The sequence below is a fragment of the Xanthobacter wiegelii genome (genome assembly GCF_043193855.2).
Classification (GTDB): Bacteria; Pseudomonadota; Alphaproteobacteria; order Rhizobiales; family Xanthobacteraceae; genus Xanthobacter; species Xanthobacter flavus_A.
Genome location: NZ_CM195529.1, coordinates 4,004,448 through 4,025,640 on the forward strand (window position 1 = coordinate 4,004,448; position 21,193 = coordinate 4,025,640).

Consider the following 21,193-nt stretch of genomic DNA (forward strand, 5'->3'; position numbering starts at 1 on the left):
TGATCGCATATCAGGCATGTGCCCAGCGCTTGGCTAGGAATGTCAAACCATACCTGAACACCGTCATATGTCATAAATCAGTAATTCCAGCGTTGTGCCTTGGAAATCAGAAAGTCCCGGAACACCTGAATTCGGGCTACCGAGCGCATTTCCTGAGCATAAGTGAAGTATGCCTCGAGTTTGGGCGTCTCGCGATCGGTGAAGAGCTGAACCAGCGAGGTGGAATCGTCCGAGAGATAGTCCGGCAGGGTGCCTATACCCACGCCGCGCTCCACCGCCCGCTTGAGGCCGAGCACGTTGTTGACCTCGAAGGCCGGAATGCGCGGCGTCGAGCCGTCGCGGCCCGCGTGCTCCAGCCAGTTCAGCCCCTGGAAATAGGAGGGGATCGGCCCGCCGAGCAGCAGGATGCGGTGCTTGTCCAATTCGTCCAGCGTGCGCGGATGGCCGTGGCGCTTGAGATAATCCGCCGAGGCATAGGCATGGAAATGCACGGTGAAGAGCTTGCGCTGCACCAGGTCCGGCTGCACCGGCTGGCGCATGCGGATGGCCACGTCCGCCTCGCGCATGGCGAGGTCCAGTTCCTCGTCGGTGAGGATGAGCTGGATGCGGATGTCCGGGAACAGCTCCACGAACTCGCCCACCCGCGCGGTGAGCCAATGGGTGCCGAGGCCCATGGTGGTCGTGACGCGCAGGTCGCCGTTGGGCTTCTCGCGGCTGTCAGTGAGTTGGGCTCGCGCCGATTCCAGCTTGAGGAACACCTCATGGGCGGTGCGGTAGAGCAGTTCGCCCTGCTCGGTGAGAATGAGACCGCGGGCGTGGCGGTGGAACAGCGGAACCTTAAGCTCCGCCTCCAGGGCCGACACCTGCCGGCTGACCGCCGACTGGGAGAGCCCCAGCGTCTCGCCGGCATGGGTAAAGGAGCCCGCTTCCGCGGCGACGTGGAAGACCTTCAGCTTGTCCCAATCCATCCGGCCCGAGCCCCTTGAGCGTCACCGGCCGTGACAGCCGGTGAGGTGGCGCTGTTCTTTCGCTGTCTCGGGAGAAGCCGCGGGTTCCCCAACTCCGCGGCCTTCCTTGAACCCCACTAAATCCGCGCCGGGCAGTTCCCCCGCCCGGCCGACCTATTCCGCCGCCTGCGCCACGCTGTGGTGGGCGAGGAAACGCTCCGCCTCCAGCGCCGCCATGCAACCCCGGCCGGCCGCCGTGACGGCCTGCCGATACACATCGTCGGCCACGTCGCCGGCCGCGAACACGCCCGGCACGGACGTCGCCGTCGAATCGGGCGCCGTCCACACGTATCCGCTCTCCTTGAGCTTCAACTGGTCTTTGACCAGCTCTGTGGCGGGCGCATGACCGATGGCGATGAATATGCCGTCAGCGGGTAGCTCGGTGAGGGCGCCGGTGCGCACGTCGCGCAGGCGCACGGCGGTGACCTTACAGATGTCGCCGGTCTCGCCCACCACCTCGGCCACCTCGGAATGCCACACCACGTTCACCTTGGGATTGGCAAACAGCCGATCCTGAAGGATGCGCTCGGCGCGGAAGGTGTCGCGGCGATGCACCAGCGTGACCTTGGAGGCGAAATTGGTGAGGAAGAGCGCCTCTTCCACCGCCGTATTGCCGCCGCCCACCACCATGACTTCCTTGCCGCGATAGAAGAAGCCGTCGCAGGTGGCGCAGGCTGAGACGCCGAAGCCGCGGAACGCCGCCTCCGATTCGAGGCCGAGCCAGCGCGCCTGGGCGCCGGTGGCGAGGATCACCACGTCCGCGAGCCACGTATCGCCCGATTCCGTCTCCATGCGGAACGGCCGCCGGGACAGGTCGAGGCTGCTGATGTGATCGGCGATGATCTTCGTGCCCACATGCCCGGCCTGGGCGCGCATCTGCTCCATCAGCCAGGGGCCCTGGATGGGATCGGCGAAGCCGGGATAATTCTCCACATCCGTGGTGATGGTGAGCTGGCCGCCGGGCTGGATGCCCTCGAACAGGACCGGCTCCAGCATTGCGCGGGCCGCATAGATGGCCGCCGTGTAGCCGGCCGGACCCGACCCGATGATGACGACCTTGGCGCTGTGGGTGGTCATGACGTCCTCGAAAACCTGAAGCGCGATAGGCTGAAAACCGCGACAAGAGAGGGACAGGCCGGGAAGCCCGGGCGTCCGATGGCCGCAGCGTGAGCTATGCCCGAATGTAGGGGCTCCCTCCCCTGCCCACAAGGCGCCAGCTTCTGTCTCTTCGCAACGCAAACGACGCAATATTATTTCGTTGCGTTGCCGCATACGGCGACTAAGGTGCGCGGACGTCAAACCCCTGCCGCCGCGTCCGCGGTCCCGCCCACCAACCTGCTCTCAAGGAGCCGTGCCTTGACCGTTCGCCTCGATGCTGTCGACTGGAAAATCCTCGACGAGCTGCAGCGGGACGGTCGCATGACCAACGTCGAACTGTCCCGGCGCGTGGGCATATCCGCCCCGCCCTGCCTCAGGCGCGTGCGGGCGCTGGAGGAGGAAGGCATCATCGAAGGCTATCGGGCGCTGCTCGACGAGAAGCGCCTTGGCTACGATCTGATGGCCTTCGCCATGGTCCATCTCATCAGCCAGGCGGAAGCCGACCTCGCCGCCTTTCAGGAGCGCATCACCGGCTGGCCGCTGGTGCGCAGCGCCTGGATGCTCTCGGGCGACGTGGATTTCCTGATGCTGTGCGTGGCGCCGGACCTGCGCACCTTCCAGACCTTCGTGCTGGACATCACCGCCGCGCCCAACGTGCGCAACGTGAAGACAGCCCTGACGCTGAAGCAGTCCAAGGACGCGCCGATCGTGCCGCTGGAAGCAGGGTTGCTGAAGGGAGCGTGAGGGGAGCGTGACAACGGGGCGGGAGGCCCCCGGCTTGTCCGGCGGATCCACCGTGCGACCCGGCTGGCTTCTCGCGTCGCGCGCCGAGCCTGCGGCGGCGTGGATGCCCCGGACAAGCCGGGGCATGACGGTGGAGAGGATGGGCGAAGGCCCTCGGAAAACACCCAGTCAAGCGCGCCGGCCGAGGCACCAGAGCGGCCGGCACGAAGTCCAGACGCCCCCTCAGGCCCAGCGGACGTCCGCGATCTCGAACGAGCGGGCGCCCTTGGGGGTGACGACCTCCACGGAGGCGCCCTTCTTCTTGCCGATCAGCGCGCGGGCCACCGGAGAGGAGATGGAGATGCGGCCGGCCTTGGCGTCGGCCTCGCTGTCGCCGACGATCTGCCAGACCTTCTCTTCCTCGGTGTCCTCGTCCACCAGCGTCACCGTGGCGCCGAACTTGACGATGTCGCCGGAGAGCTTCGACACGTCGATCACCTCGGCGCGGGAAATCTTGTCCTCCAGGTCGGCGATGCGTCCCTCGTTCAGAGACTGCTGCTCCTTAGCGGCGTGATATTCCGCGTTCTCGGACAGGTCGCCATGGGCGCGCGCCTCCGAGATGGCATTGATGATGCGCGGACGCTCCACCTGCTGACGCTGCTTCAACTCTTGCTCGAGGGCGACAAAGCCGCCCGCCGTCATCGGAATCTTCTCCATGGGTCCTTGTCAGACCTCCTGAAACTGCTCGGTGCGCCGGAGCGCCACCTCAGGTGGTACCCGCGCCGAAAAGAAAGCCGCCCCGTGGAGCCTTCCGGCCCCCGGCTGCGGCGACTGGCCCGGCTCGCGATTGCAAGCCCCGGGCGATGCGCCCGCCCTGCGTCTCCTGACGCCGGGCGGCCGCGACGAGTGCGCGCCGGCCCAACGGACCGGGCGCGCTGATGTTCCCTTTCGGGATCAGGCGACGGAGGCTTCGCCCCGCGGGCCGACGCTGGCGCTGTCGCCCCCGGCACCGAAATAGCCCTGCAGCGGACGCACCGTCAGGTCGCCGCCCACGTAGGCCTTGATCCCCTGCGCCGCAGCGATGGCTCCGGATAGCGTGGTGTAATACGGCACTTTCTGCAAGAGGGCGGCGCGGCGCAGCGAGCGGCTGTCCGCGAGCGCCTGCGCGCCCTCGGTGGTGTTGAACACCAGCTGCACATCCCCGTTCTTGATGGCATCGACGATGTGCGGCCGCCCTTCCAGCACCTTGTTGATCTTCGCGGCCGGCACGCCGTGCTCCTCCAGGAAGCGCTGGGTGCCGGAGGTGGCGATGATCTTGAAGCCCAGATCCACCAGCATCTTCATGGTGGGCAGGATCCGGATCTTGTCGCTGTCCTTGAGAGAGATGAACACGGTGCCGGACTTCGGCACCTTGGTGCCGCCACCCAGCTGGCTCTTGGCGAACGCGACGCCGAAATCGGTGTCGAGGCCCATCACCTCGCCGGTGGAACGCATCTCCGGGCCGAGCACCGTGTCCACGCCCGGGAAGCGGGCGAAGGGGAACACCGCCTCCTTCACCGCGATGTGGCCGAGCTTGGGCTGCACGAGGTTGAAGCTCGCCAGCTTCTCGCCGGCCATCACCCGCGCCGCGATCTTGGCGATGGGCAGGCCGATGACCTTGGCGACGAAGGGCACCGTGCGCGAGGCGCGGGGGTTCACTTCGAGCACGTAGATCTCGTCGCCCTTGATGGCGTACTGCACGTTCATCAGGCCGCCGACGCCCAGCGCCAGCGCCATGGCCGCGGTCTGCTTCTCCAGCGCCGCGAGGGTATCGGGCGAGAGCGAATAGGGCGGCAGGGTGCAGGCGCTGTCACCCGAATGGATGCCCGCCTCCTCGATGTGCTCCATGATGCCGGCGATGAACACGTCCTTGCCGTCACACAGCGCGTCGACATCCACCTCGATGGCGTCGGACAGGTAGCGGTCGAACAAAAGCGGGTTCTTGCCGAGGACGGTATTGATCTGGCCCGTCTTGTCGTTGGGATAGCGCGCCTTGATCTCCTGCGGCACGAGGCCCGGCAGGGTCTCCAGCAGGTAGTCGCCGAGCTGGCTCTCCTCGCGGATGATCTGCATGGCCCGGCCGCCCAGCACGTAGGAGGGGCGCACCACCATGGGATAGCCCAGCTCCGCCGCGACGAGGCGGGCCTGCTCCACGCTGTAGGAGATGCCGTTGGCCGGCTGGCGGATCTTCAGCCGGTCGAGCAGCGTCTTGAACCGGTCGCGGTCCTCGGCGAGGTCGATGGCGTCGGGCGAGGTGCCGAGGATCGGCACCTCCGCGTCCTCCAGGGCCTTGGCGAGCTTGAGCGGCGTCTGGCCGCCGAACTGGACGATGACGCCCTTCAGCGTGCCACGGGTCTTCTCGCGCGCGATCAGCTCCAGCACGTCCTCGGCGGTCAGAGGCTCGAAATAGAGCCGATCCGAGGTGTCGTAGTCGGTGGAGACCGTCTCCGGGTTGCAGTTGACCATGATGGCTTCATAGCCGGCCTCCTTCAGCGCGAAGGCGGCATGGCAGCAGCAATAGTCGAACTCGATGCCCTGGCCGATGCGGTTGGGACCGCCGCCGAGGATGATGACCTTCTCCTTGTCGGAGGGCTGCGCCTCGTCGGCGAGCTTGCCGGCGAAGGGCGTCTCGTAGGTCGAGTACATGTAGGCGGTGGGCGAGGCGAACTCGGCCGCGCAGGTGTCGATGCGCTTGTAGGCGGGGCGCACGTCCAGCGCCTGCCGCCGCGCGCGCACCTCGCCCTCGTGGAGGCCGGCGAGGGTGGCGAGACGGGCGTCCGAGAAGCCCATGGCCTTCAGGCGGCGGAACTGGCCGGCCGTCTGCGGCAGGCCGAGCCGGCGCACCTTCTGCTCCATCTCCACGATGCCGCGGATCTCGGCGAGGAACCAGGGGTCGATCTTGCAGGCGGCGTGGATCTGCTCGTCGGAGAGGCCGAGGCGCATGGCCTGGGCGACGTAGAGCAGCCGGTCGGGGGTGGGCGTGCCCAGCGCGGCGCGCACGGCATTCTTGTCGTCGCCCTGGCCGAGGCCCTCGATCTCGATGTCGTCGAGACCGGACAGGCCGGTCTCCAGCGAGCGCAGCGCCTTCTGGAGCGATTCCTGGAAGGTGCGGCCGATGGCCATGGCCTCGCCCACCGACTTCATGGCGGTGGTCAGCGTCGGCTCGGCGCCGGGGAACTTCTCGAAGGCGAAGCGCGGGATCTTCGTGACCACATAGTCGATGGTGGGCTCGAAGGAGGCCGGGGTGGCGCCGCCGGTGATGTCGTTCTCGATCTCGTCCAGCGTGTAGCCGACGGCGAGGCGCGCGGCGACCTTGGCGATGGGGAAGCCCGTGGCCTTCGACGCCAGCGCCGAGGAGCGCGACACACGCGGGTTCATCTCGATGACGATGAGCCGGCCGTCCTCGGGGTTCACCGCGAACTGCACGTTGGAGCCGCCGGTCTCCACACCGATCTCGCGCAGCACCGCAAGCGATGCGTCGCGCATGATCTGGTATTCCTTGTCGGTCAGCGTCAGCGCCGGCGCGACCGTGATGGAATCGCCGGTGTGCACGCCCATCGGATCGATGTTCTCGATGGAGCAGATGATGATGCAATTGTCCGCCTTGTCGCGGACAACCTCCATCTCATACTCCTTCCAGCCCAGCACGCTCTCCTCCACCAGCACCTCGTTGGTGGGGGAGGCATCGATGCCGCGCTCGATGATCTCGATGAACTCGGCCTTGTTGTAGGCGATGCCGCCGCCGGTGCCGCCCATGGTGAAGGACGGGCGGATGATGGCGGGCAGGCCCACTTCCTCCAGCGCGTCGAGCGCCTGGGGCAGGGTCTTGATCTGGCGGGACTTGGGCGTCGAGAGGCCGATCTTGGTCATGGCCTCGCGGAAGAGTTCCCGGTCCTCGGCCTTGTCGATGGCCTCGGCGGTGGCGCCGATCATCTCGACGTCGAACTTTTCGAGCGTGCCCATCTTCTTGAGCGACAGCGCGCAATTGAGCGCGGTCTGGCCGCCCATGGTGGGTAGCAGCGCGAAGCCCTTGGAGCGGTCGCCGCGCTCCTTCTCGATGATCTTGGTGACGATCTCGGCGGTGATGGGCTCGATATAGGTCGCGTCCGCCATGTCCGGGTCGGTCATGATGGTCGCGGGATTCGAGTTCACGAGGACGACCCGGTATCCCTCCTCCTTGAGCGCCTTGACCGCCTGCGTTCCGGAATAGTCGAATTCGCAGGCCTGCCCGATCACGATGGGACCGGCGCCGATGATGAGGATGGTTTCGATATCGGTGCGTTTCGGCATATCCGTCTTTGAGCTCTCGACCGCCGCCACCCGCGCCGCTGAGCCGGCGAGGACAACGGGATCCGTTTCCATCAGGAGCCGCCCCGTCGCAGCGCCCGCGCCTTCCTAGCGCCCGCCGGGCGCAAAAAAAGGGCCGCGGGTCACGCGCCCCAGAAAGGTACGAGCTTGGCCGGGGCCTGCTCCCAAGATTTGCGCGCGGGCGCGGGACGCGGCGCGGATGTCACACCTGCGCAATATCCCTGGCCCTTGGCGCTGATGGGCTTCCTTAGACCATAATTTGCGGCGACGGAAGCCGTGTCACCGAGATGACGCCGCGCCGGGACTACACATCCTCGCGGGGTTCGGCGTTCGCCCCGCGCCGCCTCGGCCAGTGAAATTGCTGCCGGAGACGCATGTGCTGCCGCCCTCCCTCGCCCGGACGGTCAAAGAATACCGCGTGCGTCATGACGCGCTGATCCGCCAGTTCGCGCGATTCGTCGGCGTGGGCCTCACCGCCGCCGCCGCCCATTTTTCGACCCTGGCCATATTGGTGGAGATGGATGCGGTCGGCCCCGTGCTGGCCTCGGCGGTGGGGTTCATCGTGGGCGGCATGGTGTCCTACATCCTCAACCGCCGCTTCACCTTCGACGCCACGCGCTCCCACGCCGGGGCGGTGCCGCGCTTCATCGTGGTGGCCGGGGTCGCATTCGTGCTGAACGAAGCGCTGATGTGGCTGTTCGTGCACGAGGCGGGGATTTTCTACCTGCTCGCCCAGTTCCTCACCACGGGCATCACCATGATGTGGACCTTCACAGGCTACCGCGTGTGGGCCTTCGCCCACCGCAGCCCCGTGCGGGGCTGAGGCCGCCTTATTTGCGGGCGATCCGCCCGACGATCAGTTCATCGATCTCCAGCCGCCGGATGCGGGCGCGGCCGATGGCGAGGCGGCCGATGGCCACGGCCCCGACCGCCAGCGCCCCGAAGGCCAGCGCGCCGATGGCGATGGCACCGATGGAGCCGGCCCCGAGCGCCCCCGCACCCACGGTGCCCGCCCCAACCGCCCCGGCGCCCACGGCCGCCTTGCGGATCTGGCGCTTCCGGGGGCGCCCTGCGGCGGGCGCTTCAGCCTCTGGATCGGCGGTCATCGTGCGTCCTTGGATCGGAAGTCGACGGATCAGGGCACGAGGCTGTGCGCGTCCCAGTCCTGCCGCGGCACCTCGGCGCCCAGAGTGTAGCTGAAGGCTAGCACATCCATGCCGTCCGGGCTGGTCTTGCAGCGGTACGAGAGGTGATACCAATGCTCCCGGCTGCGGATGGCCGCGCCGGGTGCCGAGATGGCGGCATCGCCGTGCCGGAAGTCGCCGAGCTTGGGATCGGCGAAGGCATAGGCCACCACCTCCTCCGGCCGCATGTCCTTGTGCTCGCGCCCCACCTCGCCCATGGCCCGGGCGTTGCACCGCTGCTCGATACGGGTGCCGGGGTCCACATGCAGCATCATGTCGTCATGCCGGCCCGAGCCGGCGCGTGCCGGCACGGACATGGCGGCGGTTATGAGAATAAGGGGCAGCGAGAGCGGGCGAATCACGGCGGTGGCATCTCCGCAGACAGGGTACCGCGCCGGCTCTAGGCCGAATCTGTGGCGGGGATGGGACGGAACCGATGGCTCGGGACGGACCGGGGCTCGCCCGCCCGTGGCCTCGCGTGTTATGGTGTCCGCGATACAGCTTCAGCGGCGGAACGCAGGGTGGGCGGGCCGCAAATGCAGACGGGACGGATGTTCGCGATGACGGGGGACGAACGACCGATGATCCTCGCCCTTCAGGGCGGCAACCGGGAAGCGATCCAGTCTCTGCTGGCGGAAACGGCGCGGCGCCTTGCCGCGCAGGGCGTGCGCGTGCTCGGCGTGGTGGAGCACCTCACCCCCGGCTGCGCCCATGAGGACGTGCTTTTGCTCGACCTCGTTTCGGGAGAGACCAACCGCCTGCATCAGGATCTCGGCCCCGGCGCCGCCGGGTGCAGCCTCGATCCGGCGGGCCTCGCCGCCGCCTCGGCCGGGGTGGAGCAAGCCATCGCCGATCGCCTCGCCGAGGGCGGCGACCTTTCCGACACGGTGGTGGTGCTCTCCAAGTTCGGCCGGCAGGAGGCCGAGGGCCGTGGCCTGACCGCCGCCTTCCATGCCGCCGTGGCGGGCGAATTGTGCGTCATCACCTCGGTGTCGCCCGGCATCACCGCCGAATGGGAGGGCTTCGCCGGAGACCTTGCGCAGCTGCGGCCGGCGGTGCCGGCCTCCATCGATGCGTGGTGGGGCGTGAGCGTCGCCGAACCGGCGGAATAGGGCGGGCTCCGCCGGAGCCCGCCCCCTACATCCCGATTACATGCCGATCTCGTCCAGGCTGCGGCCGCGCGTCTCGATGCGGTAGCACCATGTGACCACCGCGCCGAGGAGCGAGGCGCCAATCAGCATGAACAGCAGCGCCCGCGTGCCGAAATCGGCCAGAAGGATGGGGAAGAGGAAAGCGGTGAGCACCGCCCCGATCTTGGCGAACGCCGCGGCAAAGCCCGCCCCCATGCCGCGGATGCGGGTGGGAAAGACTTCGCCGGCGATGAGGTAGGTCTGCGCGTTGGGTCCGAGATTGGTCATGAAGTTGAACAGCATGAAGCCGATGACCACCATCGTGACGGCGCGGTCGCCGCTGTAATAGGTGGAGAGCGCGGCCACCAGCAGGCCCGCCGCGCAGCCGATGAATCCGATGATCTGCAGCGGGATGCGGCCGATGCGGTCGGACAGGGCCACGGCCACGCAGATGCCGACGAGCAGCAGGAGATCGACGAGGGCGGCCCCTTCCGCGGCGAGCAGGTCCGCCGAGACGAGATCGCTCAGGTTGCGCCCGGTGGCGGCCTGGTGCCCGAAGGCCGCCGCGAGGATGGTGGGGGTGAAGATGCCGATGCCGTAGGTGGACAGATCCTGCAGGAACCAAGGCACGGCCGCGAGGATGGTCGCGCGTCGGTTGTGCGGGGTCTTGAACAGCGCGGCCGGCGTGCGCTCGTGCCCGTGGTCGTGCCCGGCCGCCCCGGGATGGCCATGGTGCCGGTGGGCAAGCTCGATGGATTTCGGATATTGCGGAGAACGGGCCAGCAGGCGCTCCGCCGCCTGCCGGGCCTCTTCCACCCGGCCATGGGCGAGCAGCCAGCTCGCGCTCTCCGGCACGAACAGCCGCGCCACCGCCACGAGTACCGCAGGCAGGATGGCCGCCGCATACATCAGGCGCCAGGCCGAGACCGTCTCGATGTTGGACAGCACCAGATAGCCGAGCAGCGTGCCGGTGAGCGCCCCCACCGCCTGGAAGCCGAAGGCGCTCAGCACCAGGCGGCCGCGCGCCACCGAGGGGATGCTTTCGGAAATCACGAGATGCGCGGTGGGATAGTCGCAGCCGAGCGCGATGCCGATGCCGAAGAGGAACACCACGGTCCAGCCGAAGGAAGGGCTGACCGCCAGCAGGGCCAGGAAGATGATGAAGATCACCATCTCCGACACGAACATCAGCTTGCGGCCGAACTGATCGGCGAGGCCCCCAAGCAGCAGCGCGCCGACCAGGATGCCGGCGAGGCTCGCGGCGCCCACGAGGCCGTGCTGGAAGGCGTCCATGTCGAACTCGCGGGCCATGAGGGGCAGCGTCACGCCCGTCATGAACACCACGAGGCCCTCGAAAAACTTGCCCGCCGCCGCCAGCCACCAGATACGCCACTGCATGGCGGTCATGGGCGTCGCGGCCACCTGCGTGCCGTCACGCCAGATGGGCGTTTCGTCGATATAGTCCTGCACCGACCGCTTGTGGTCGAGCCCGCTCGGCTCCCGCATTTGGTTCATCGACGTCTCCCCCGGCTGTAGCGTGACAGAAAGCCGACGAGGCGTGAATTGCCGATGACAGAGGCGGCCCGCTACCACCTCGGGGACTGGCGGGCGGACAGGGGAGCGGCTAAGAAAGGCGATCATCCGCGTGTTGCGCGGCCGTTCCGGCGGCCTCCCAGCGCATGGCGCCCCCCATCCCGTCCCGCGCCGCAGGTTCATATGGTTTTTTCCCGCGTCACTGCCTTGTCCCTCGCGGCGCTCGCAGCCGGCTTCGCCCTCGCCGCCTGCCAGGGCAATCCGGACAGCTGGGGCACGGGCGTGGTGAAGCAGACCGACGCCTTCGGAGACTATTCGGAAACGGTGGTCTCGATCCCCAAGCCCACCGCCGGCCCGCGCCAGTTCGAGTGCACGGGGCCGTTCGCGCCCAACGCGACCGCCATCAACATCGCCGCCGACTTCGGGCAGGCGAACGTCATCACCGGCAACATCATGTCGCCGGACGGCAGCACCGCGCCGGGCATCATCCTCCTGCCCAACGATCCCGCCCTCAGCCTCGAGATCGCCTGGAAGGATCCGGCCAACATGGCCGCGCCCCGCCGTGTGGCCTTCACCGAAAGCTCGGCGTGGACGGTGAATGGTGTCGGCATCGGCACCAGCCTCGCCGACCTCGAGCGGGCCAACGGCAAGCCGTTCCGCATCCAGGGCTTCGGCGGCAACGGCGGCGGCGTGGTGGCGGACTGGCGCGGCGGACGGCTGGGCAACCTCGGGGGCGGCTGTGTGCTCGGCGCGCAGCTTGCGCTCTCCGCCACCGCATCCGACGGCGCGCAGGCGCGCATCTCCGGCCCCAAGTTCTATAACTCGAACGATCCCGCCATCCGGGCCGCCAGCCCCAGCGTGGGCGTGTTCTGGGTGAACTACCGCTAGCCGGGGCCGCGCCGCCGGTTGCTATCGCGAAAGCGGCGACGGCGTTAAGATTAACCGCCTGTAAATACCGCAGACCTAGCGCCGTCGTCGTTCCAAGAACGGCAACGGTTGTAGAGTGCCTTTGCGCATCGCGGACCCCACCGTGCGCAGGAGACACTCCAATGAAACGCCTGATCCTAGGAGCACTGCTGGGGGCGGTCTGCGCCGTCAGCGGAGCCTTTGCACAGGGGACGCCCCCAAGCGCCCCCCTGGCCGGCGGACCTGCCAGCGGCATGAGCGGCCCGCCCGTCAACATCGAGGAGCTGAAGGGCGTCCAGTGGCTGTTCGTGCAGGTGGCGGATTCCATCTCCGTCACCGACAAGACGATCACGCTGAAGGGCGTGGCGCCGCAGGTGATCATGTTCGCCGACCGCCCCGAGCGGATCACCGGCGACGCCTCCACGGCGACCTTCATCAAGATCTGGAACGAGGGCAAGGACAGCTTCCAGAAGGATCCGCCCAACGCCACCCTCTCGGTGACGGTGAACGGCGAGCCCAACCTGTCGGTGATCGAGCTTTCCAACCCGGTGCTCGCCGGCGATACGCTGACCTACGACTACAAGCTCCTCAGCGAGGACAAGCCCCTCTCGGGCGCCAACGCCAGCCTGTTCATCGACTGGTGGCACTATCACCGCTGGTGGGGTCCCGGTCCTGGCCGCTGGGGCGGCGGCGGCTGCTGGCGCGGCCCGTACGGCGGCCTGCACTGCCGCTGGTGAGTTCTCTCCCGATCCTGTGACGTGCGCCCCGCCCGGAACCTGTGGCGGGGCGTTCGCGTTCGAGGGGCGCTGCCATGATGGCGCCGTGTTGCTGGTGCCGTTTCCCCTGCACGTGCTAGGACGTCGCCCCGACCCGCCGTCGCTCCTGAGACCGTGAGAGACACCATGATCCGCAACAAGGCCGTCCTGCGCTCCGCGACCCTCGCCCTCACCTTCGCCGCGGGCCTCGCCACCGCCGGGCTCGTCCAGTCGGCCGTCGCCGACCAGCCCAACATGCAGCGGGCGCTCGAGGCGCTGCGCACGGCGCGCGCCTTCCTGCAGCAGGCGGAGCCCAACAAGGGCGGCCATCGCGAGCGGGCCATCGACTTCGTGGACCGGGCCATCGGCGAGACCGAGGCCGGCATTCAGTTCGCGCGCTGACCACCCGCGCTGCCTTGCTTTCGGAAAGACACTGATGGCCGATTGGATTTCGTTCTGGAACGGCAGTCACGCCATCTATGTGAACGACCGGCACAAGGCCGTGCATTATGCCGCCGTTGCGGCGGATCTCGCGGGGTTCCTGCCGGGGCCTGAGGCGCGTGTGCTGGACTTCGGCTGCGGCGACGCCCTCGCCTCGGCCGAGCTGGCGCTGCGCTGCGCCCATCTCGTGCTCTGCGATGCCGCCCCGGCCGTGCGTCACCGGCTGAAGGGGCGCTTCGTCGCCGCCCCCTCCATCGATGTGATGTCGCCCGAGGAGGTCTCAAACCTGCCGGACGGCAGCTTCGATCTCATCATCTGCAATTCGGTGGCGCAGTATCTCTCACGCGAGCTGCTCACCAGCCTCATGCGCGACTGGCACCGACTGCTGGCGCCGGGCGGCCGGGTGCTGCTCGCCGACATCATCCCGCCGCATGTGAGCGCGCGCGCCGACGCCGAAGCGCTGCTCAGGCTGGCCGCCCGGGAGAAATTCCTGCTGGCCGCGATCGCCGGCCTCGCCCGCACCGCCGTCTCGCCCTATCGCAAGCTGCGCGCCCAGCTCGGCCTCACCACCTACGAGGAGAACGAGATCCTCGACCTGATGGAAAGCGCGGGCCTCGCGGCGCAGCGGGTGCGGCCGAATGTCGGCCACAACCAGCAGCGCATGGCCTTCATCGGCGAACGCACGGCCTGAGGCACGGCGGGCACCTGAGCCCGGACCCTTCCCGCCCCCCGGATTGCGCGTCCCGGTTCAGAATTTGTGGAAGATGAAGAAGGCGCCGGCTGAAATGAAGGCGAAGCCCAGAAGGTGGTTCCAGCCCAGCGGCTCTTTCAGATAAAGCACCGAGAAGCCGGCGAAGACGACGAGGGTGATGACCTCCTGCATCGTCTTGAGCTGGGCTGTGGAATACACCTCGGAGCCGAAGCGGTTTGCCGGCACGGCCAGACAATACTCGAAAAAGGCGATGCCCCAGCTCGCGATGATGGCGAGAGCGAGCGGCGCCGACTTGTGCTTGAGGTGCCCGTACCAGGCGAACGTCATGAAGACGTTGGAGGCCACGAGCATGACGATGGGCAGGATCTGGGGGGGCAGGATGTTCGTCAGGGAGGGCATACGGGGCATCCGGCTGCGTGCAACTCGTCCGCCCTCTAGCACGAAATGCCCTGCGCCAAGACCTGCCGCCCTCCATCCGCGGACAACGGCGGCACACCCATTGACTGCTTTATGAAAAAATACAACCTTAAGTGAACATATCCATGCTGGGGGGCATCGCATGTTTACGCATTTCAAAGTGCTCGGCGCATTGGGAGCCTGCGCGCTCCTCGCGGGATGCGCCACTTTCCGGCCGCTCAATCCGCCAGAGACCAACGTGCGGGCGGGCTATCTCTATTCGGCGGACTTGAGCTTCAGTGGCAGTAGCCCGGTTCATCTGCGGCTGATGTGCAACGTGCCGGGGAGCATCGCCAATTCCATCAATTACCAGGAGGAAAGCACGGTTGCGAACCTCGGCGTAACGAGGGAAATTTCCCTGAGCGGGACCATTTCCGGAATTCAAGCGTCGGTGGTTTCTGCGAGCTTGGCAGGATCTCTTTCGGACTATTACGACCTGAAAATGACAAATACGGTCAAGAAATTTCTCTCGGAGGAGGAAGCTCGCATTGTATTTAACAAACTCATGAATCGGCCGTCGTGTTATAATGAGTATGTAGCAAATAGAGGGCGCTCCGTTTATCAGATTTTTGCGATATATGTTGGAGATGTGGAATTGAAAGTCCGAGGTGACCGCGGCTTTTCTGCGGACCTGTCAGCGAAGCTTAAGGCGCTCGAGCCGAAGGCTAAGGTTGAGATCAAGCGGAAGTTTGATATGAGTTTCTCCGGCAAGCAGATGGTCGGTGCCGTGGAGACCATAAAGCGGTAATATGCCGCTCTCCGGCGCCGCATTGCGGCTCCGGAGGCGAGGCCCCATATTCCCCCCCATGGCCAAAGCATCCCGTCCCGGAAAGCTCGGTGAGCGTTCGCAGCGTCATTTCGAGCCGGCGCCCCAGCAGGCGCTTGATCCCGCGCTTGCGCAGTCCCTGGGTCTGAACCCGGGCGACCTCACGGTCGATTTCGAATCCGCCGGCGCCTCCGCCACGGTGCAGGCGCTGGCCAAGCTGATCGAGACCGGCCGGCCGGAGGTCAACGGCCAGACCTGGGTGCCGCACCGTCCGCCGCGGCCGGAGAAGTCCGAGGGTGGCGTCGCCTTCACCATGAAGAGCGATTTTGAGCCCGCTGGCGACCAGCCGCAGGCCATCAAGGAATTGTGCGCGCAGGCCGAGGCGGGGGAGCGCGACCAGGTGCTGCTCGGCGTTACCGGCTCGGGCAAGACCTTCACCATGGCCAAGGTGATCGAGCAGTTGCAGCGCCCGGCCATCGTTCTGGCGCCCAACAAGACGCTCGCCGCCCAGCTCTATGGGGAGTTCAAGAGCTTCTTCCCCGACAATGCGGTGGAGTATTTCGTCTCCTACTACGATTACTACCAGCCGGAAGCCTACGTGCCCCGGACGGATACGTATATCGAGAAGGAATCCTCCATCAACGAGCAGATCGACCGCATGCGTCATGCGGCGACCCGCTCGCTGCTGGAGCGGGACGACGTCATCATCGTCGCCTCGGTGTCGTGCATCTACGGCATCGGCTCGGTCGAGACCTATTCGGCCATGACCTTCGACATCAAGGTGGGCGAGCGCATCGACCAGCGCGGCCTCATCGCCGATCTCGTGGCCCTGCAATACAAGCGCATCCAGTCGGATTTCGCCCGCGGCACGTTCCGCGTGCGCGGCGACAGCGTGGAGATCTTCCCCGCCCATTATGAGGACCGCGCGTGGCGGGTGAGCCTGTTCGGCGACGAGGTGGAGAGCATCGCCGAGTTCGACCCGCTCACCGGCCAGAAGAGCGGCGACATGAAGAGCGTGCGCGTCTACGCCGCCTCGCACTATGTCACCCCGCGCCCGACGCTCATCCAGGCCATTTCGGGCATCAAGGCCGAGCTGAAGATGCGGCTCGACGAATTGTACAAGATGGGCCGCCTGCTGGAGGCCCAGCGGCTGGAGCAGCGCACCCGCTACGATCTCGAGATGATGGAGGCCACCGGCTCCTGCGCCGGCATCGAGAACTATTCGCGCTGGCTCACCGGCCGCAAGCCCGGCGAGCCGCCGCCCACCTTGTTCGAATATGTGCCGGACAACGCCCTCGTCTTCATCGACGAGAGCCATGTGACCGTGCCGCAGATCGGCGCCATGTATCGCGGCGACTTCCGCCGCAAGGCGACGCTGGCGGAATACGGCTTCCGCCTGCCGAGCTGCATGGACAACCGCCCGCTCCGCTTCGAGGAATGGGAGGCCATGCGGCCGCAGACCGTCCACGTCTCCGCCACCCCCGGCCCGTGGGAGATGAACCAGACCGGCGGCGTATTCGTGGAGCAGGTCATCCGCCCCACCGGCCTCATCGACCCGCCGGTGGAGGTGCGCCCGGCGCGCACCCAGGTGGACGACCTCCTCGGCGAGGTGCGGGCGGTGGCCGCCAAGGGCTACCGCACCCTCGTCACCGTGCTCACCAAGCGCATGGCCGAGGACCTGACCGAATATCTGCACGAGAACGGCATCCGCGTGCGCTACATGCACTCGGACATCGACACCATCGAGCGCATCGAGATCATCCGCGACCTGCGCCTCGGCGCGTTCGACGTGCTCATCGGCATCAACCTCTTGCGCGAGGGCCTGGACATTCCCGAGTGCGGGCTCGTCGCCATCCTCGATGCGGACAAGGAAGGCTTCCTGCGCTCGGAAACCTCGCTGGTGCAGACCATCGGCCGCGCCGCGCGCAACGTGGACGGGCGGGTGGTGCTGTATGCGGACCGCGTGACCGGCTCCATGGAGCGGGCCATGGCGGAAACCTCCCGCCGCCGCGAGAAGCAGGTGGCCTACAATACCGAGCACGGCATCACGCCCGAGAGCGTGAAGAAGGCCATCGGCGACATCCTCAATTCCGTCTACGAGCGCGACCATGTGCAGGTGGACGCGGGGCTCGCGGAGGACGGGGCCGCGTTCGGGCACAATCTCAAGGCGGTCATGGCGGACCTGGAAAAGCGCATGCGCGCCGCCGCCGCCGACCTCGACTTCGAGACCGCCGCCCGCCTGCGCGACGAGATCCGCCGGCTGGAGGCCACCGAACTCGCCATCTCCGACGATCCTTTGGCGCGGCAGGAGGCGGTGGACGACCGCACCGGCGGCTTCAAGGGCGCGCGCAAGTACGGCAAGGCCGCCAACCTGCCTCCAAAGGAGGACGCCGGCCGTCTCTTGCCGCGGGGGCGGGGCAAATCCTCCGCCAAGGGCCGGGCGGCGCCCTCCGACGACGAAGGGATGGGCGAGGCGCAGGCACCCTATGCGCCGCCGGAAATGCCCCTGTCCTCGCCAAGGGCCGGCGCGTCACGCACGGCCGCCGCGCGTGCCCACAAACCATCGCTGGACGACATGGGGCCGGGCACCGACCGCGCCGTCCCGCTCTCGGAGGACGCCTTCCGTCCCGGCCCGCGGCCCGATCCCGGCACCAAGGGCTATCGCAAGGGTGGGCGACGGAAGGGGTAGGCTCACCCCAGCGCGCGGCGGACCAGAGCCTCGACGGCATCCACGGGCTGCTTCAGCCATCCGTATTCGGCGGGGATATCCGCCTCGGCCAGCTGGTCGGCGAAGCGCTCCACATGGCGGCGGGGGTCGGCGCGGAACTGCGGCTGGGCCATGAAGAACTGCACCGAGACCGTGGAGCACGGATGCTTGGAGGCGGCCGAGAGATAAAGTGGCACCTTCTTGGGCGGCCACCAGAATTTCCCGAAGCGCCGGTCCGCGTGATAGTGCTCGAACAGGCGCGGATAGCCATGGTGGTTCAGCGCGCGGCCAGTGACGGCATAATTGTTGGTGTAGATCACCCGCTCCAGCGGCCGCAGCTCGATCAGCGGGAGGGTCTGGGAGTCTTCGTAGGTGGTCAGCTGCGGGCCGACCAGGATCGAGCCCCACCAGATGCCGTTGAGCGGCCGGGGACAGGCCTTCTCCAGCTCCTCGAACAGGCCGGGCGAGAGCCAGTCGTCGTCGTCCACGAAGGCGATGAGGTCGTCGGGAGCGCGCTTCGTCTCGCGCAACACGGCGTGGGGGATCACCTCGGCGCCCCGCACCGCGGCGAAGCTCGCCCGGGAGAGCTTCGCGATCTCGTGGCGGAAGCTGCGATAGTCCACCTTCAGGTGCCGGTCCCACAGCCCCATGAAGTCCACCAGCAGATTCTCGTCGATGCCGTGGCGGCGCAGGAACGTGCGGGTGTCGTCGTCGGTCAGGGCGAGCCAGTCGGGACTGTAGCGCACCGCGACGATGCGTTTGCCCATCGTCAACTCCGGACGGTCTTCCTGGAAACGCCAGCGCCGTTCCCGGCACCGTTACGGCGGGCCGCCAGCCGCCGCGCGTCGTCTTATCAAGCTGAAGCCAGACGCGCCAGTTCGGCGGCCATGGCGTTGTGCCGCGCCACCGTAGCGTCAAGGTCGATGGTGAGGAGGCGCCCGTCGCGCACCACCACCTGCCCGTTGATGACGCTGAGCGACACATTCTGCGACTGGCAGAAGATGAGCGCCGCCACCGGATCATGCAGCGCCCCCGCATAGGCGAGGCGCGCCATGTCGAAGGCGATGAAATCCGCCGCCATGCCGGGGGCGAGCGCGCCGATGTCGTCGCGGCCAAGCACCCGGGCGCCGCCAAGGGTGGCCATCTCCAGCGCCGTGCGCGCGCTCATGGCGTCGGGGCCATGGGCGACGCGCTGCAGCAGCATGGCCTGCCGCGCCTCGTTCAGCATGTGGCCGCTGTCGTTGGAGGCGGAGCCGTCCACCCCGAGGCCCACCCTTATCCCCTCGGCGAGGAAGCGCTTCACCGGCGCGATGCCGGAGGCGAGGCGCATGTTGGAGCAGGGGCAATGGGCGACGCCGGTGCCGGTCTTGGCGAACAGGGCGATGCCGTCGTCGTCCAGCTTCACGCAGTGGGCGTGCCACACGTCCGGTCCCACCCAGCCGAGCGAGCGCACATATTCGGTCGGCCCCATGCCGAAGGTTTTTTCCGAGAAGGCGACGTCGCTGTCATTTTCGGCGAGGTGGGTGTGGAGCGTCAGGTTGTTGTCGCGGCCGAGCTTCAGCGTCTCCAGCATGAAGTCCCGGCTGACCGTGAAGGGCGAGCAGGGCGCGAGCACGATGCGCAGCATGGAGTAGCGGTCGGGGTCGTGATAGGTGCCGATGAGCCGCTCGGCGTCCTGCATCACGAAGTCCTCGTCCTCCACCACCCGGTCGGGCGGCAGGCCGCCCTTGCTCTCGCCGATGGTCATGGCGCCCCGCGCCGCGTGGAAGCGCATGCCGATCCGCCGCGCCGCCCGGATGGAATCGTCGAGCCGCGCGCCGTTGGGATAGATGTAGAGGTGGTCCGAGGAGGTGGTGCAGCCGGAGAGGATCAGCTCCGCCATGGCGGTTTCCGTCGCCGCCTCCACCATCTCGCCGGTCAGGCCCGCCCACAGCGGATAGAGCGATTTCAGCCAGGTGAAGAGTTCGCCATCCTGCGCCCGCGGCACCGCGCGGGTCAGGCTCTGCACCATGTGGTGGTGGGTGTTGACCATGCCGGGCATCACCACATGGCCGGACAGGTCGATCACCTCGTCGGCGCTCGCCGGCAAATCCTGCGTCCGGCCCACCGCAACGATGCGCCCGTCTTCCGCATAGAGCCCGCCGCCCGCGATCTCGCGCCGTTCGCCGTCCATGGTCACGAGCACGAGGGCGTTGCGGGCGAGAAGCGTCGAGGCCATGGGAACTCCGGTTCGGGCGCCGCATGCTGCGGCCATCCGATCCTAGGTTGCTTCGGGAGAAGAAGAAATCCGCTCAGCGCCCGGCCGGCACTACGCGGAGAATCTCGCCCGTGCTCTCGGCCACGAGCCAGAGCGCGCCGTCCGGCCCCATGCGCACGTCGCGGATGCGCTTGCCCATGGGCAGGCGCTCCTCGCCGATGACGGCGCCGTCCCGCACCTTCACCATCACCAGCGCCTGACCCGCGAGTGCGCCGACAAAGAGCTGGCCGCGCCAGCCCGGCAGCGCATCGCCGGAATAGAAGGCGGCACCGGAGGGGGCGATGGACGGGTCCCAGTAGAACAGGGGCTGCTCCATGCCCTCCTTCGCCGTGCCGACGCCGATCTTGGCGCCGGAATAGTGCCGGCCATAGCCGATCACCGGCCAGCCGTAGTTCTTGCCCGCCTCCGGCCGGTTCACCTCGTCGCCGCCGCGCGGGCCGTGCTCGACGGTCCACAGCCGGTCGGTGCCCGGCTCTATGACGGCGGCCTGCACGTTGCGATGGCCGTAGCTCCAGACCTCGGCGCGCGCGCCGTCCTTTTCCACGAAGGGATTGTCGGGAGGAATGGCGCCGTCCGGCAGGATGCGGACGACCTTGCCCAGGGTGGTGGTGAGGTCCTGCGCCTTGTCCATGTAATTGAACCGATCGCCGAGGGTGACAAACAGCATGCCATCCGGCGCGAACACGAGGCGCGAGCCGAAATGGTTGCCGCCGGACACCGCAGGCTGCTGGCGGAAGATCACGTCCACATCGGTGAGGCGCGTAAGGTCGTCGGAAAGCTTGCCGCGGGCGACGGCGGTCGCGGCACCTTCCGGGCGCGGCTCGGCATAGCTCAGATAGATCAGGCGGTTCTGTGCGAACCTCGGGTCCACCGCCACGTCCAGCAAGCCGCCCTGCCCCCGCGCCGCGACCTGCGGCACGCCGGAGATGGGCGCGCCCACCTTGCCCGTCGCATCGACAGGACGCAGCCGCCCGTCGCGCTCGGTGACGAGGAGGCGGCCATCGGGCAGGAAAGCGATGCTCCAGGGGGTATCGAGGCCGCTGGCAAAGGGCACCACGCGCACCTGCTCGCCGCCCAAACGGGCACCCACCGGCTGCGCGAAGGCGTAGGTCGCCGCCGCGACCAGAATGAGAAGGATGAGGGCGCCAAGTGCGGCATGACGTGCCGCACC

General features: G+C 67.5%; 20 protein-coding genes. 9 read left to right on the top strand and 11 right to left on the bottom strand.

Translation table 11 applies throughout. The features are described 5' to 3' along the window. Positions 1 to 77 precede the first annotated feature (77 nt). Both V5F63_RS18690 and trxB read right to left on the bottom strand, forming a co-directional pair. Positions 78 to 968 carry a LysR family transcriptional regulator gene (locus V5F63_RS18690; protein WP_024277513.1) on the bottom strand — a complete coding sequence of 297 codons (891 nt, stop codon included), beginning with the start codon at positions 966 to 968 and terminating at the stop codon, positions 78 to 80. 153 nt (positions 969 to 1,121) lie between these two features. Beyond that, positions 1,122 to 2,084, bottom strand: a complete 963-nt coding sequence (gene trxB / locus V5F63_RS18695) for a thioredoxin-disulfide reductase (RefSeq protein ID WP_209484858.1) — start codon at positions 2,082 to 2,084, stop codon at positions 1,122 to 1,124. Positions 2,085 to 2,363: 279 nt separating this feature from the next. On the opposite strand from trxB, the gene V5F63_RS18700 reads away from it, so the two are divergent. Next, entirely contained in the window at positions 2,364 to 2,849 is a 486-nt protein-coding gene (locus tag V5F63_RS18700) for an Lrp/AsnC family transcriptional regulator (protein WP_209484860.1), read from the top strand. Positions 2,850 to 3,071: 222 nt separating this feature from the next. Here the strand turns inward: V5F63_RS18700 and greA are convergent, their stop codons facing one another. Then, a complete protein-coding gene (gene greA / locus V5F63_RS18705) occupies positions 3,072 to 3,545 on the bottom strand; it encodes a transcription elongation factor GreA (RefSeq protein WP_024277510.1) in 474 nt (157 codons plus the stop codon). A gap of 237 nt (positions 3,546 to 3,782) precedes the next feature. Continuing rightward, positions 3,783 to 7,157: a carbamoyl-phosphate synthase large subunit gene (gene carB, locus V5F63_RS18710; RefSeq protein ID WP_209484862.1), complete on the bottom strand. Its 3,375-nt coding sequence runs from the start codon at positions 7,155 to 7,157 to the stop codon at positions 3,783 to 3,785. A gap of 394 nt (positions 7,158 to 7,551) precedes the next feature. Here carB and V5F63_RS18715 point away from each other — a divergent pair, with 394 nt between their 5' ends. Beyond that, positions 7,552 to 7,998, top strand: a complete 447-nt coding sequence (locus V5F63_RS18715) for a GtrA family protein (protein ID WP_209484865.1) — start codon at positions 7,552 to 7,554, stop codon at positions 7,996 to 7,998. A 7-nt stretch (positions 7,999 to 8,005) separates the two neighbouring features. Here the strand turns inward: V5F63_RS18715 and V5F63_RS18720 are convergent, their stop codons facing one another. Both V5F63_RS18720 and V5F63_RS18725 read right to left on the bottom strand, forming a co-directional pair. Then, positions 8,006 to 8,281, bottom strand: coding sequence for a hypothetical protein (locus tag V5F63_RS18720; protein WP_394100645.1), 276 nt, complete (start codon positions 8,279 to 8,281; stop codon positions 8,006 to 8,008). 29 nt (positions 8,282 to 8,310) lie between these two features. Continuing rightward, positions 8,311 to 8,721 carry a DUF930 domain-containing protein gene (locus V5F63_RS18725; RefSeq protein ID WP_394100644.1) on the bottom strand — a complete coding sequence of 137 codons (411 nt, stop codon included), beginning with the start codon at positions 8,719 to 8,721 and terminating at the stop codon, positions 8,311 to 8,313. A gap of 198 nt (positions 8,722 to 8,919) precedes the next feature. Between V5F63_RS18725 and V5F63_RS18730 the strand changes: the two genes are divergently transcribed. Next, positions 8,920 to 9,471, top strand: a complete 552-nt coding sequence (locus V5F63_RS18730) for a DUF2478 domain-containing protein (protein ID WP_394100643.1) — start codon at positions 8,920 to 8,922, stop codon at positions 9,469 to 9,471. 36 nt (positions 9,472 to 9,507) lie between these two features. On the opposite strand, the gene V5F63_RS18735 is transcribed toward V5F63_RS18730, so the two are convergent. Continuing rightward, complete coding sequence (locus V5F63_RS18735) at positions 9,508 to 11,004, bottom strand: MFS transporter (protein ID WP_245327225.1); 1,497 nt, start codon at positions 11,002 to 11,004, stop codon at positions 9,508 to 9,510. Between the two features lie 201 nt (positions 11,005 to 11,205). On the opposite strand from V5F63_RS18735, the gene V5F63_RS18740 reads away from it, so the two are divergent. The 4 genes from V5F63_RS18740 to V5F63_RS18755 all read left to right on the top strand — a co-directional run bounded on the left by V5F63_RS18740 (position 11,206) and on the right by V5F63_RS18755 (position 13,815). Continuing rightward, positions 11,206 to 11,910, top strand: coding sequence for a hypothetical protein (locus V5F63_RS18740; protein ID WP_209484868.1), 705 nt, complete (start codon positions 11,206 to 11,208; stop codon positions 11,908 to 11,910). Positions 11,911 to 12,182: 272 nt separating this feature from the next. Then, positions 12,183 to 12,665, top strand: coding sequence for a hypothetical protein (locus V5F63_RS18745; protein ID WP_209484869.1), 483 nt, complete (start codon positions 12,183 to 12,185; stop codon positions 12,663 to 12,665). A 165-nt stretch (positions 12,666 to 12,830) separates the two neighbouring features. Beyond that, the gene (locus V5F63_RS18750) at positions 12,831 to 13,085 is read left to right on the top strand and encodes a hypothetical protein (protein ID WP_209484870.1); all 255 of its coding nucleotides are present in this window, start codon (positions 12,831 to 12,833) and stop codon (positions 13,083 to 13,085) included. 34 nt (positions 13,086 to 13,119) lie between these two features. Beyond that, complete coding sequence (locus V5F63_RS18755; RefSeq protein WP_394100642.1) at positions 13,120 to 13,815, top strand: class I SAM-dependent methyltransferase; 696 nt, start codon at positions 13,120 to 13,122, stop codon at positions 13,813 to 13,815. Between the two features lie 57 nt (positions 13,816 to 13,872). Here V5F63_RS18755 and V5F63_RS18760 read toward each other — a convergent pair whose 3' ends face one another. Further along, positions 13,873 to 14,235, bottom strand: coding sequence for a DMT family protein (locus V5F63_RS18760; protein WP_394100641.1), 363 nt, complete (start codon positions 14,233 to 14,235; stop codon positions 13,873 to 13,875). 160 nt (positions 14,236 to 14,395) lie between these two features. On the opposite strand from V5F63_RS18760, the gene V5F63_RS18765 reads away from it, so the two are divergent. Next, positions 14,396 to 15,040, top strand: a complete 645-nt coding sequence (locus V5F63_RS18765) for a hypothetical protein (protein ID WP_394100640.1) — start codon at positions 14,396 to 14,398, stop codon at positions 15,038 to 15,040. Positions 15,041 to 15,098: 58 nt separating this feature from the next. Further along, positions 15,099 to 17,747 carry an excinuclease ABC subunit UvrB gene (gene uvrB, locus V5F63_RS18770; RefSeq protein ID WP_394100639.1) on the top strand — a complete coding sequence of 883 codons (2,649 nt, stop codon included), beginning with the start codon at positions 15,099 to 15,101 and terminating at the stop codon, positions 17,745 to 17,747. A gap of 2 nt (positions 17,748 to 17,749) precedes the next feature. On the opposite strand, the gene V5F63_RS18775 is transcribed toward uvrB, so the two are convergent. The 3 genes from V5F63_RS18775 to V5F63_RS18785 all read right to left on the bottom strand — a co-directional run bounded on the left by V5F63_RS18775 (position 17,750) and on the right by V5F63_RS18785 (position 21,160). Then, the gene (locus V5F63_RS18775; protein ID WP_394100638.1) at positions 17,750 to 18,532 is read right to left on the bottom strand and encodes a hypothetical protein; all 783 of its coding nucleotides are present in this window, start codon (positions 18,530 to 18,532) and stop codon (positions 17,750 to 17,752) included. Between the two features lie 86 nt (positions 18,533 to 18,618). After that, on the bottom strand, positions 18,619 to 19,983 hold the full coding sequence (locus tag V5F63_RS18780; protein WP_394100637.1) for an 8-oxoguanine deaminase: 1,365 nt from the start codon (positions 19,981 to 19,983) through the stop codon (positions 18,619 to 18,621). Positions 19,984 to 20,056: 73 nt separating this feature from the next. After that, the gene (locus tag V5F63_RS18785; RefSeq protein WP_394100955.1) at positions 20,057 to 21,160 is read right to left on the bottom strand and encodes a PQQ-dependent sugar dehydrogenase; all 1,104 of its coding nucleotides are present in this window, start codon (positions 21,158 to 21,160) and stop codon (positions 20,057 to 20,059) included. Between the last annotated feature and the right edge of the window lie 33 nt (positions 21,161 to 21,193).